The sequence below is a fragment of the Actinoplanes sp. ATCC 53533 genome, from assembly GCF_003947245.1.
In genome coordinates this window covers 79,093-91,780 of sequence record NZ_QHHV01000013.1, presented here as the reverse complement: position 1 = coordinate 91,780, position 12,688 = coordinate 79,093, and the positions used below count along the sequence as shown (strand labels likewise).

At 71.7% G+C, this 12,688-nt stretch carries 7 protein-coding genes; 1 reads left to right on the top strand and 6 read right to left on the bottom strand.

What is annotated here, in order from left to right; all coding sequences use genetic code 11:
• The coding region (gene fxsT, locus DMB66_RS04970) for an FxSxx-COOH system tetratricopeptide repeat protein (RefSeq protein WP_148112718.1) at positions 1-1,416 on the top strand (1,416 nt) is incomplete at its 5' end.
• A 49-nt stretch (positions 1,417-1,465) separates the two neighbouring features.
• Here fxsT and DMB66_RS04965 read toward each other — a convergent pair.
• From DMB66_RS04965 to DMB66_RS04940, 6 genes are all read right to left on the bottom strand, one after another.
• Complete coding sequence (locus tag DMB66_RS04965) at positions 1,466-2,752, bottom strand: HEXXH motif-containing putative peptide modification protein (protein WP_125802803.1); 1,287 nt, start codon at positions 2,750-2,752, stop codon at positions 1,466-1,468.
• Positions 2,749-2,949, bottom strand: a complete 201-nt coding sequence (locus tag DMB66_RS04960; protein ID WP_125802802.1) for a hypothetical protein — start codon at positions 2,947-2,949, stop codon at positions 2,749-2,751. Before DMB66_RS04960 ends, DMB66_RS04965 begins: the two co-directional genes overlap by 4 nt.
• A 139-nt stretch (positions 2,950-3,088) precedes the next feature.
• Positions 3,089-4,018 carry an S-4TM family putative pore-forming effector gene (locus tag DMB66_RS04955; protein ID WP_125802801.1) on the bottom strand — a complete coding sequence of 310 codons (930 nt, stop codon included), beginning with the start codon at positions 4,016-4,018 and terminating at the stop codon, positions 3,089-3,091.
• A 46-nt stretch (positions 4,019-4,064) separates the two neighbouring features.
• Complete coding sequence (locus tag DMB66_RS04950; protein ID WP_125802800.1) at positions 4,065-4,856, bottom strand: RNA polymerase sigma factor; 792 nt, start codon at positions 4,854-4,856, stop codon at positions 4,065-4,067.
• A gap of 99 nt (positions 4,857-4,955) precedes the next feature.
• On the bottom strand, positions 4,956-6,872 hold the full coding sequence (locus DMB66_RS04945) for a serine hydrolase (protein WP_125802799.1): 1,917 nt from the start codon (positions 6,870-6,872) through the stop codon (positions 4,956-4,958).
• A 100-nt stretch (positions 6,873-6,972) separates the two neighbouring features.
• Positions 6,973-12,633: an AAA family ATPase gene (locus tag DMB66_RS04940; protein WP_125802798.1), complete on the bottom strand. Its 5,661-nt coding sequence runs from the start codon at positions 12,631-12,633 to the stop codon at positions 6,973-6,975.
• Positions 12,634-12,688 lie beyond the last annotated feature (55 nt).

Genomic DNA, 12,688 nt, shown 5'->3' with positions numbered 1-12,688 from the left:
CCCGTGCACGCCGAGGTCGCCGCGCACGTCGACGCCGCCCAGCTGGTCGAGGCGACCGATGACGCCGCGCGCATGGTGGTGGTCGACCAGATCCGCTACTACTTCGTCATCGGCGACTACGAGGCGAGCCGGCACCTCGGCGAGATCGTTGTCGACAGGTGGACGAAGAGCGACGAGCCCGGCAGCCCGGGCCCGGACCACGAGCTGACCCTGATCGCCCAGCGGCATCTGGCGAACGCATACCGGTTGCTCGGCCAGACCAGCAAGGCCCGGAGGCTGGACACCGACACCTTCGAACGGCTGCGGCGTGACCCCCGCTTCGGCGAGGATCACGAGCACACCCTCTACACCGCCAACAACCTCGGCGTCGACCTCCGCCTCGAGGGCCTGCTCGCCGACGCCCTTCAGGTGGAGGAGGACAACGTCGCACGGCACATGCGAGTCCTGGGTGCCGACGACGAGGCGACCTGGCGGGCGGAGAACAACCTCGCGGTGAGCCTGCGCCACCTCGGCCGGTTCACCGAGGCGCTGCCCCTCGACGAACGAATCCTGGAACAACGGCGTAAACAGGCCGGTGACGGTGACTCGCGCACACTGTTCTCAGTGGCCAATCTCGCCCGGGACTACTACGGCCTGGGCCAGTACGGCCGGGCCCTCGAACTCATGCGTACGGCGGTCCTGCCGCAGTACCGTGACCTGCTCGGTCCCCGCCACCGCGACCTACTGCTGGCCACCCGGACGCTTACAATGGCGCTCCGCAAGAGCGGCTTCTACGCCGAGGCTCGGGACAACGCCCGGCAGAACTACCTCGACCATCATCACCGTTTCGGGCCCAAGCACGAGCACACCCTGGCCTCCACGATCAGCTATGCGAACGCGATGCGCTGTTGCGGCTCGCCGACGGAGATCAATGACGCCCGCGCCAAGCTGCGCGAGGCCACGGACGCCTACCGCGAGGTGTTCTCGGCGAAGCACCCGCTGACCCTGGCGGCGACGGTCAACCTCGCGCTCACCCTGCGGGCTGCGGGCGACCACGAGGAGGCCCGGCGCCTGGACGAGAACGCCCTGGCCGGGCTCACCGCGCAGGTCGGCGAGCGGCACCCGTACACGCTAGCGGCGGCGATCAACCTGGCCGAAGACCTCTTCCTGGCCGGGCTGCCGGAGGAGGCTGCGCGGCTCTCCCACTCGACCTATCTGCTGTCGGTCGAGGAGCGCGGTGCCGATCATCCCGACACCCTCGCCTGCGCGATCAACGCAGCCCTCGATCGGGTCGCCATCGGCGACGACAGCGGACAGCCACTGTTCGACCGCACCCTCACGGCGATGGGCCGCTCGCTCGGCACCGATCATCCGGCGACGCTGGACGCCGTCCGGGGCCGCCGCACGGACTGTGACATCGAGCCTCCGCCGACCTGATCCGACGGACGACGGGCCGGGGTCCCGGATGCGACCCCGGCTCGTGTCCTCACGGCGAATCTCCGCCGTGGCGCCGTATCCAGATCGCCTTCTGCGCCGCGACCGCGGCCACCGCGTCGTCGTCCGCTTCCCGGCGCACCGGCGTCTCGAACAGTGCGGCGCACCGGCGCTTCAGGATCGCGACGAAGCGCCGGCCCTGCGGCGATAGCCCGGCCGCCGCCGGCAGATAGGCCATGACCTCGGCCAGTTGCCGCCGGCGCAAGGCGAACTCGAATTCGGCCCGCTTGCCGCCGGAATCGGCCGCACGCAGCGCCTGCCAGGTCTCGGCGACAGCCAGGAACGCGAATGTTCCGTGCAGAATTCCGCTCAAGGGCCGGGGATCGGGCCGCCACGGCGCGAAATAGAACCCGGGCTGCTCCAGGTGGTGCAGGCCGACGAAACCGAGCAGGCCGTTGAGGACCGAATGCGACCATTCGTGAACGAGCGTGACGGCGAAGGTCATGCTGTCCACCGGGGTGGTCGTGGCGATCACGCCAAGAGCATCCGAGCAGCTCACGCTGGCCTCGGCGCCGTGCGGAGTGGGCGCCAGCGGCACCACGACCCGCACTCCCAGCCGCATCTGTTCCGCCACGGCCGGCGCGAATCCAGCGAGCAATGCGCACGCCTCGCCGATCACCCTGCGCCATCGCCCGAACTCCTCGTCGGACAGCGGCGCGCCCAACGGCATGCTGAAGCAGTCCCGGTACGGATCCTGGTCGTCGATCATGAGCTGGAAGCCGGCGACGTTCAGCGTCCGGATCGGAGACCACCGGCCATGGATGGCCGGTGCCGGCAGCTGGAGTGGCCCCTCGGCCAGCTGGACGGCGAGGCCATCGCGCACCCGCAGAGCGACCGTGGAACCGTCCGGGAGGGCCGTGCTCAGCGTCCCGAGACCTGGCAGGTGGAGCTGCCCCGCGGTCGCCCCGACCATCAGGTCGGCCTCCAGACCGGCACGCAGGGCGGTGACGGCCGCCAGGGCGCCCAGCCGGTTCGCCGCTTCAGCCCCTCGCCCGGGCATATCGAGCAGGTTGGCTGCCCACGTGCCGAGCCAGCCGGTGCGCAGCACGTCCGCGGTGCCGGCCGGATCGCGCCGTTGGGCCTCATCCAGGACAGCCAACGCGGTGACCACGTTCTCGGCGGGCCCGGCGTGCCGCCGCAGCGCATGGGCCGCCAGCAGCCGGTGCCGGCTGACGTCGGCCGCATAGAGCGCCCGGATGACCTCCGGCCCCGGCCGGCCCCAGACGATCTCGGTGAGCTGCGCCGACGACAACCGATGCCGCCGCACCGGCGTTGTCATCGCAGGAAGCTACTCCAGCTTGCGACGGCGTCCTGCCGATAGGTGCGCTGGGCCAGCAGTTGCCGAACCGACTCGGCAAGGTCGGACTCCGGCTCATTGAGCAGCTCGAGCATGGGACTGCTGGAGACGTCGGCCGCGACCGACTCCGCAGCTTCCAGCTCGGATGGCGGCTCCTCGGATGAGTCTGGCTCGTGCACGGAACCTCCTCATGGATGCAACCGGGCATACCGACAGCATTGGCGCATCCTCGGCGCACAAATCGGGCGGAACCCTGCGATGGACTGCGCACGGGTACCTCTCCGTACTCTAACCATCGCATTGCGTCTATGGCGACGGTTAGCCCGACGGAGTCGCCCGACCCCGCGCCCGCGCCACCGACCGGGCGAGTTCGGCCACCTCACGCTGGAAGTCGATGCGGTCTCGCGGGCGGAATCGCAGGAAGAACCAGTCCGGCACGCGCGCCTGCGTCCGCCGGGTGGCGAAAATGACATCCTGCACCTGGCGGGTCAGGACCAGGAGATCCCCGACCGGTCCGGGTTGTTCGAGATGGGCGTCGATCCGGCGACGTACCAGTGCGAACACTCGGGCCCTGGTGGCCGCGGTGTCCCGCTGCCGGCGATAGATCTCCGATGCCATGAGCAGGGCGCCGAGGGCCGGCAGGAACCAGATCAGGAGGAGCCGGCCCAGCGGCACCTGCAAAACCACGCCGACCAGCATCCCGGCAACCAGCCAGCCGATGAGTACGGCGAGCACGGTGCCGGCGAAGCGGCGGCGGACCCGCGCACCCCAGTGCAGGTTCTGCAGCTGGCAGGCCAGCACGTCGAACGGCCGCGGCAGATCCTGCACGCCGTGGATCTCGTAATAGTCAACGATCATGTCGTCGGGCCCCCGGAACCGCTGCGCCAGGCTGCTCACCTCCGCCGGGGACGGCGGGTCACCCGCGACGACGGGATTCCACTCGATCTCGAAGAGAGTCACGTCGAGCAGTTCCTGCGTCGAAGCGGCCTGGGCCAGTTCCCGCTGGATCCACACCGAGTAGCCCCAGCCCTGCAGAAGTGCCCAGCCGGCGCCGATGGCAGCCACCGTGCCGGCCAGCGAAGGCGTCAGGGCGGCGACGATCGAGGTCAACGCCACCAGGACCGAGGCCAGCAGCCGGCCGCCTTCGAGTCGCTGCACTCGGGCGTGCGCCGCGGCCATGGCCCGGACCAGGTTCAAGTTCTCCGGAGTATTCTGCCGATCGGCTATCGCGGTCCGCGGGGAGGACATGGAAAGCCCTTCTCGTAGCAAGGTGTAGCAGGACTTCAACGATCAGCTACCGCGGGGCCGCTGACAAGTGGTCCTTTAGTGACGGTCCGGTGGCGGCCGCGCAGCGTCGCTGCTCCGCCGGCAGCACTCCGGCCGTGTACGCCGCCACCACGGCCGAGGCGGTCAGCGGTCGCCCGCCCCGCGGCCGGCAGGAGTCGCAGACGTCGATGTGCCGGTTGACCCGCTTGCGCAGCAGGGGCGTCAGCCGGCCGGGCCACTCACCCAGCACCTGGCGCAGCGCCGGGCAGTCGGCGCCCCGGGCCCGCGCGATGAGCAGCGCGTCGAGGGCCCGTTCGAACTGCGCGCGGGCCCGGGACAGCCGGGCGTGCGCGTGGTTGGTGGCGATCCCGAGCGCCGCGCCGACGTCGACGGCCGAGAGGTGGTGGCGCAGGGCCAGTTCGATGACCGTACGGTCGCCGCTGCCGAGGCTGGCGACGGCGGCGCGGACCAGTTCGCCGGCCTGCGCGGTCCGTACGGCCGTCTCCGGGTCCGGTTCCTCGGCGGCCGGGTCGCCGGCCAGGTCCAGAGTGGCCGTGCGGCGCCGGGCGCGGACGGCCCGCCGGCACTCGTTGCGGGCGATGGCGTAGAGCCAGGGCCGGAGCAGGTCGGGATCCCGGAGTTGCCGGACGCGGCTGCTGGCCAGGACGAAGGTGTCGTGCACGATGTCGGCCGCCGCGTGCGGGTCGGCGAGCAGAGCGACGCTGTAGGCGTACAGCGGGCCGGCATAGCGGCGGTACGCCAGCTCCAGCCCGCGGGGATCCCGTCCGATCATGGCTGCCACCAGGTCCCGATCTTCCACGACCTGGAGATTAACGGGTCCTTTAAGGCATTCGTCCCGATAGCCGGATGTGTCGGGGTGCCGGGTCCGGCATGTCACCGGGCCCGGCACCCCGCCCGGTCAGCCGTTGAGGATCATGGCGCCGAGGTCCCGGCCCAGCTGCGTCGTGTCGTGCCCGCGGCGGTTGCTCATCACCGCGACCACGATGTCGTCGTCCGGGTACATGCGCAGGTAGGAACGCGCTCCGGTGTTCGCGCCGTCCTTGGCCACGACGCGGTGCCCGCTCTCGGTGTTCATGCTCCAGCCGTACGAGTAGTTGTTCGGGTTGGGCTGCCACATGGCCGTCAGCGAACCCGCCGAGAGGATCTTGCCGGTGGCCACCCGGTGGCCGAACCAGGCGAGGTCACGCACGGTCGATTCCATGCCGCCGCCGCAGGTCTTCGCGCTCTCGTCCACGAAGGGGATCTGCGTGTTGCCGGCGTCGTCGTCGTAGATGAGCGAGCGGCGCACCCCGGCGTCGGTGAGCCGCTTGGCCCGCAGCGTGCCCAGCCCGTACGGCGTGGTCAGCCGGGTCCGGATCAGGTCGGCGGTGTTCTGCCCGCCGGCCTTCTCCAGGGCCGCGCAGAGAATCGTGTAGCCGTGGCTGCTGTAGTGCGGAGCCCCGACGGTGCAGACCAGCGGGTCGGCCCAGAACTCCTTGGCCGAGGCCAGCGAGGTGGCGTACGGGGTGTTGCCGCCGAAGCCCGAGCCCTCGTTGTAGTGCTGCACGCAACCGAGGTTGCTGGCGAGCTGCTGCAACGAGTGGGTGTGCTGCTCGGGAATGTCGGTAAGGTGCTTGGACGTGAGGTCGGTGACCGCGATCGTGCCCTGCTCGGCCATCCGCATGGCCAGCACGCCGCTGACCGCCTTGCTGACCGAGGCCAGGCCCAGCACGTGCTCGGAGTCGAGCCACACGTCGTTGGCCACGTCGGAGTCGCCGAAGCCGCGCAGGTAGCGGTACTCGCCCTGCTGGATGATCGCCACGGCGAGGCCGGGCACCTTGTTGTCGTCGACGTGCTTCTGCACCCGGGTTTCGACCTTGCTCCGCAGCGACCAGGTGGGGCGGTCGCTGTTCTGCCGCCAGATGCCGGCGTACCGGGTGCCGGCGGCGGTCTGGTACCGGTCGTACGAGATCAACCGGAAGCCCTCGTCGGCGTACCGGTGCCACCAGTTGGTCCACTGCCCGAGCGTCATGTCACGACGTTCCCGCCACTGCCGCTTGCTGGGGTTGGCGACCCAGATCCCGGCGTACCGCTGGCCCGCGGCGGTAGCCACCGAGTCGACGGCCAGCATCCGGTAGTCCGCCTGATACTTGGCGAACGCCGTGCTGAACTCGACAGTGGTCAGGCCCCGCAGCAGCTGCCAGGCGAGCTTCTCGCTGTTGTCCACCCACACCGCGGCGAACCGCGGGCCGGCCGGGGTGCGGTACTGCTCGACGTCCAGCGGCATCCGCCCGGCGGCCTTCTGCGCCTCGAACGCGGTGCTGAACTGGGCGTCCGTCAGGTCGTGCAGCATCGCCGAGCCGAGCCGCTCGACGTTGCGCACCCACACCGCGGCGTACTGCCGCCGGCCCGCCAGCTCGTAGGTCTCGAAGTCCACCGGCCGCAGACCGTCGGTGGTGGCCTTCGCCTTCGCCGCGGCGTACTCCGCTTCGGTCAGGTCCCGCAGCGACCGCCAGGCCCGCTTGTCGGTGTTCCGCTGGAAGACGGCGCCGACCCGGTAGTCGCCGGCGGTCACGTCAACTTCCAGGTCAACGACCAGATAGCCCTTGGCCGTCATATCGTCGAAGGTGGCGCCGAACGCCGCGCTGGTCATGTCGCGCACCGACGCCCACTCGACGGCCGGCGCGTCGAAGACCGCGGACGGCACGCCCGGATGGGCGGCAACCGGGCTCGGCACGGTGAGCAGGCTGCCGAGGACGACCGCGGTGACGGCGCCCCGGCCGACGCGCCGCAGCCGCCCGGCCCAGCGCCGGCCGATGGAAAGTTGACCGTTCATGAAGAGTCCCTCCGTGCGCCGGACGTCTTGTCCGGACCCAGGTGAGAGTCGTGCGGGCCGCGCCGACCAACACTTTCCGCGCAGAAGTCGCCGTTCGTGATCAGGACGACCGCGGATTGTCCACGGTGGTGCTGTCGCTCGCGGCCGGTTGCGGCAGCCGGATGGTGAAAGTGGTGCCGGCGCCGGGTTCCGAGGCGAAGGTGATGGTGCCGTCGTGCCGGTCGTGGATGAGGGTGTAGGCGAGGGCCAGGCCCTGCCCGGTGCCGACACCGACCGGCTTGGTGGTGAAGAAGTGCTCGAAGACCCGGTCGGCGATCTCGGGTGGGATCCCGTTGCCGGTGTCCTGGATCTCGACCACGATGCCGGCCTCGTCGGCGTAGGTGCGGACGGTGAGGGTGCCGCGGCCACGGCCGGTCCCGGCGGCTTCGCCGATGGCGTGCGCGGCGTTGACGACCAGGTTGAGGACGGCCTGGTTGACGTCGCCGAGATTGCACCACACCGGCGGGATCTCGCCGAGGGACAGCACCACGTCCGCGACCAGTTTGATCTCGCTGGTCGCCATGATCAGGGTGTTCCGGATCGCCTCGTTCAGGTCGGCGAAGCCCTTCTGCTCGCCTCCCGGGTGCGCGAACGCCTTCATCGCGCGGACGATCTTGGCAACCCGCTCGGCGCCCTCGAGCGCCTGGTCGGCGGCGAGCGGGAGCTCCTCGCGCAGGAACTCCAGGTCGATCTCCGTCTCGCGCTCGGCGAAGGCCTGCCGCCGGGCCGCCCAGTCCACCGGACCGTCGGTGTCGGACATGGCCTGCCGGTATTCCTCCAGCAGCGCGTTCATCGGTGCGACGGACTCGGCGATGAAGATCAGGTTGTTCGAGATGAACTGGATCGGGGTGTTGATCTCGTGGGCCACGCCGGCGGCCAGCTGGCCCACCGACTCCAGCTTCTGCGCGTGCCGCAGCTCGCCCTCCAGGTGCCGTCGCTCGCTCACGTCCCGCAGGTGCAGAACCATGCCGGCGACCGCCGGATCCGCGGTCAGGTCGGTGCAGCTGACCTCCACCCAGCGCGGGCCCGATCCGGTGGGCGTCACCCGGCATTCGAGCAGCTGCCCCTCCAGCCCGCCGTCGCCGATCCACCCGGCGAAGGCCTCGCGATCCTGCGGATGGATCAGCTCGGCGACCGGGCGACCGGTCAGGGACACGTCCTGGGCGCCCAGGATGTCCACCGACGCCGAGCTGGCGTAGGTGAGGATCCCGTCCCGGTCGCAGACCAGCGTCAGCCCGGAGGAGCGCTGGACCAGCGACCGGAACCGCTCCGCCAGGGCGTTGTCGAGGGAGACCGTGAGCTGGCCGGCGATCAGGATGACGGTGTCGAGCCGGTGGCTGGTGAAGATGCCGGGGCTGAGCGTGTTCTCCATCAGCAGCATGGCCCGGAGCGTGCCCCGGCTGATGATCGGCATGACCAGCAGCGAGCAACTGCTCATGCCCTTCAGGTACGGGTCCCGGCAGAACCGGTCATCGCGGGTCGCGTCCGGCACGACCAGCGGCTCCCGGGTGCGCTCGGCGTACCGGAACGCGGACAGGCAGATCATTCCCGCCGCGCCGGCCTCCCCCGCCCGGATCGCCGTCTCCGGAGCCCGGCCGTCCCGGCCGGCCGGCACGTCGGGGTCGTCGGAGGGGGACAGGAACCAGTCCTGCGCGTCCTCGTTCCACAGCAGCAGCCGCACCGAGGTCGCCCCGGTCAGCGCGGTGAGCACCTCCACGACCCGGATCCGCAGCGTGTCGAGATTCGTCTCGGAGCTGAGCGCCTGCGAGGCCCGCACCACCGCCAGCAGGTCGATGGCGTCGGACGAGACCACGGTGCTCTGGCCCGAGCGGCGCAGCTGGCCGGGGCTCCGCGCCGCCGACCGCAGGAACGGGAACTCCCGGTGCAGCTCGGTCACCTTGGCACTGGCGCCCCAACCGTCGTAGCGGTCGCGCGCCTCGGCGAGCAGGAGTCGGCCGATCCGGTCGAGCCCGTTTGCGAGGTGGCAGCGGGCCGCCCGCTCGGTGATCATCGCCGCGTGCCCGGGGCGGCGGCTGCCGGCCCGGCTCATCGCCGCGTCGAAATGCCGGACGGCGTCCCGGAAGTCGTCCTGCGCCCAGGCGCGTTCGGCGTCGAGCCAGCCCACCAGGTGCGCGAAGTTGTCGGGGGCGTCGGCGGCGCGGGCCGCCAGCCAGTCCCGGCAGGCGGCGAAGTCGGTGAGCAGGGCCGGCCGCTCGGCCGGTGCCGCCTGGCCGGCCGACCGGGCCAGGGCGAGCCCTCGCAGGAAATAGATCAGGGCCGACGAGTACATCCCGGGCCGGTGGTGCACCATCTCGAACGCCGCCGCCGCGTGCGAGGAGAGGCCCGCGGCGTCGCCGAAGACGACCGCGGCGAGTGCCCGGAGCCAGTGCAGGTTGCAGACGATGACCAGGTCCGCGCTCATCTCGGCCAGATACTTGACCTCGTCGAAGTCGCTGTCGTCGAAACCGCCCGGCACGTCGGTCTCGCCGCGCAGGCAGCGCAGAAACTGCTGGTAACTCTGCCCGGCCGCGGCCAGGCTCTCGTCGCCGATACGGGCCCAGAAGGTCATCGCCCCGTGGTTCTCGGCCACGCAGGCGTCGAGCGTCGGCGCGCAGTCGAGCATCGCCCACAGCGTGTTCACGTAGGTGAAGGAGGCGAACTGCAGCTCCCCGTGGCGCAGCAGGCATTCGCGGGCCGACCGGGACAGCCGGGCGACCTCCTCGACGGGCTCGAACCACGGGGTGCCGAAGGTGGCGATGGTGTTGCGGAGCTGCGAGGTCTCCGGCTCGTAGCCGTGGGTCTCGCTGACGCTGAGGATCCGCCGGCAGACCTGGTAGCCGACGGCGTAGTCCTGCCGGACCGCGACGCCGAGCACGGAGATGGCGCCCAGGGCGGTCACCAGCGGCCGGCTCGGGCCGTGCGCGACCCAGAGCCGGTGCGCCGTGAACAACAACCACGGCATCAGCGAATGCCGGCTGCGGAACGCCGCGGGAAGGATCCGCGCGATGAGGCACGCCGCGGCCACCGCCTGCGGATCGCCCGACTCGGGCCGGCCGAGCTCGTCGGGCGCGGGGCCCTCGGCGACCCAGGCGTACAGCAGATCCATCCCCCGGTCCAGCTCCGCCGCCAGATCGCCCGCGGCCGGTTGCGGACAACCGAGGCGGGCCAGCAGCGCGATGCCCAGGGTCACCGCCTCCTGCGAACGGGACCGGCGGGCCAGGCTCACGATCTGCGGAGCCGCGGCCTCGGCCAGCTCGGTCGCGCCGGGCACCCGGTGCTCGATCGCCTCGTAGAGCTGGTCGGCCGCCGCCAGGCGACCCAGCCGGTACAGCGCCGCGTGCCGGTCGATCAGCAACTGCGTGACCAGCGCGTCCGCCCCGTCCGGCAGGCCGACGCCGCCGGACCGGAGCAGGGTCAGCGCGGTCGCCAGGAAGCGCTCCGCCTTGGCCTGGTTGATGAGCCGGATGCGGACGGCGGCGGTCCGGAACAGCTGGGCCAGCCGGTACTGCTCCGCCGGGTCGGTCACGTCCGCGGCGCCCGCCAGATACTGCTCGGCTGCTGCTTCCTGCCGGTCCGGGTGCGCGGCCAGGCGCCGGGCCAGCTCCAGATTCAGCGTACGGCGCGACTGCGGTGTCAGCCGGGCGAACGCCGCCTGTTGCACCCGGTCATGCCGGAACCGGACCGCGGGAGGGCCGTCATGGATCATCACGAGCAGGCCGTCCCCGATGGCCGGCGCCAGGGACTCGGCGGCGACGTCGGCGGGAAGACCGGCGGCGACCGCGAACAGGTCGACCTCCACCTCGCCGCCGAGGCAGGCGAGCACCTCCAGCAGCCGCGCCACGCCGGTGGGCAGCTCCTCGATCCGCTGGGTGAGCAGTCGCACGGCGTCGCCGCTGCCGATGTAGCTCCGGACAGCGGTGGCCGCCCACTGCCAGCCGGTGTCGCCGAGGCTCAGGATGCCCTCCCGGCGCAGGGCGTTGACCAGCTCCACCGTGTCGTACGGGTTGCCGCCGGTGTGCACATCGACCGCGTCGGCGAGCTCCGCGGCCCGTTCGGGCGGCAGCCGCAGCATGTCCGCGAGCAGGGTGCCGAGCTGCGCGGGCGGCAGGTTCTCCAGGTGCAACCGCGTCGGTACGGCGCCGATGCGCACCCAGCGGGCCGCCATGGCCGGCAACGGGGAGTCAGCCAGCTCGCCGTCCCGGTACGCGCCGACCAGCAGCAGACCCGGCAGCTCCTCATCGGTCAGGACCGCGCCCAGGAATTCGATCGGATACTCGCCCGCCCACTGCAGATTGTCGATCACCATCACGATCGGCCGCTCGGGCGAGACGATGGCACGCAGCACGCCCAGGCCCGCCTGGCGCAGCCGGACGGCCAGTTGCTCGGTCTCGCCCTCATCGAGCCGCCCGGGAGCCGTGTCGAGCAGCACGGCGTACTCGGGGCACATGGCGGCGACGATGCTCGTGTCGGCGCCCAGGGTCGCCGCGATCCGCGCCCGCACCGCGGCCACCCGCGCCTCCGGCTCGGCCAGCAGCAGCCTGGCCAGGGCCCGCATCACCTGCGTGACCGCGTCGGTGGCGGCGTCCTGCCGGTACTGGTCGAACCTGCCCTGGACGTACCAGCCGCCCGCCGCCGCCACGATCGCCCGCAGCTCGTCGACCAGCGCGGTCTTGCCGACCCCCGGCGCGCCCGTGACCAGCAGGCCCCGGCCCTGACCGGCCATGGCGAGGTCGAAGCTCGTGCGCAGCGCGGCCAGCTCGGTTGCCCGGCCGACCAGCTGGGACGGCGCGCAGATGCGCGTCGGGAAGTCGTGCTCGCCGAGCGGGAAACGGGGTTCCTGGGCCGGGTCCGCAGCGGTGAGGGCGGCCAGCAGCCGCGCGAGGTCGTGCGCCAGCCCGGCGGCGCTCTGGTACCGCCGGTCCGGTTCTTTCTCCAGCAGTCTGCCGATGATGTCGGAGAGGACCGCCGGCACCAGTTCGTTCGCCACGTGGGGTGCGGTGGGGACGCGCGCCAGGTGGTCGTGGATCAGCGCGAGCGTGTCACCACCCCGGTCGCCGAACGGCGGCGCGCCCACCGCCAGCTCGTACAGGGTCGCGCCCACGGCGTACAGGTCGGTGCGGTGGTCGACGCCCCGGCCGGTGCGCCCGGTCTGCTCGGGGGCCAGGTAGGCGGGCGTTCCGGCGATCGTGGTCTCGTGGGTGAAGCCGGGTAGTTCCTCCGGGGCGGTCGAGGCGAGTTCCCAGTCGATCAGGAACGGCTGCCGGCCGGGCCCGCCGACCAGGATGTTGGCGGGGTTGACGTCCAGGTGCAGCACTCCCTCGCGGTGCACCCCCGCCAGGACCCGGACCAGGGACGACGCGAAGGTGACCAGGTCGACCACGTCGGCCCTGGAGCGCACCCCGCGATCGGCCCGGCCCCGGTCGCACAGGTCCGCGGCGAGCGAGACGCCACCGACGTCGGTCAGCGCGAACCGGGTCCCGCCCCGGGGCACCTGCGCCAACTGGGCCACCCCCGGGACGCCGGTCAGCCGGGAGAGGATCGCCACCTCGTGGCGTAGCCGTTCGGCCGCGCCCGGGCCCAGGGGTTCCTTCCAGATCACCCCGCCGGGCTCCCCGTCGGCGCCGGGCGACCGGATGACGCGGGCGCGCTCACTCTCGTACAGCACGGTGCTGGCCCGCCGGACCGCTCCGGCGTCGTGCTCGGCCTCGTCTGCGTCAGTCATCGCCTTTCTCTAGTCGGCAGCGAAACCCCGATGCTGAGATCCGCGGCCGGCCCGG

What these genes read in the sequence shown, in the direction of transcription:
- DMB66_RS04965 (WP_125802803.1), bottom strand. Translation starts at nt 2,752, where the DNA reads ATGACAACGCCGGTGCGGCGGCATCGGTTGTCGTCGGCGCAGCTCACC.
- DMB66_RS04955 (WP_125802801.1), bottom strand. Translation starts at nt 4,018, where the DNA reads ATGTCCTCCCCGCGGACCGCGATAGCCGATCGGCAGAATACTCCGGAG.
- DMB66_RS04945 (WP_125802799.1), bottom strand. Translation starts at nt 6,872, where the DNA reads ATGAACGGTCAACTTTCCATCGGCCGGCGCTGGGCCGGGCGGCTGCGG.
- DMB66_RS04940 (WP_125802798.1), bottom strand. Translation starts at nt 12,633, where the DNA reads ATGACTGACGCAGACGAGGCCGAGCACGACGCCGGAGCGGTCCGGCGG.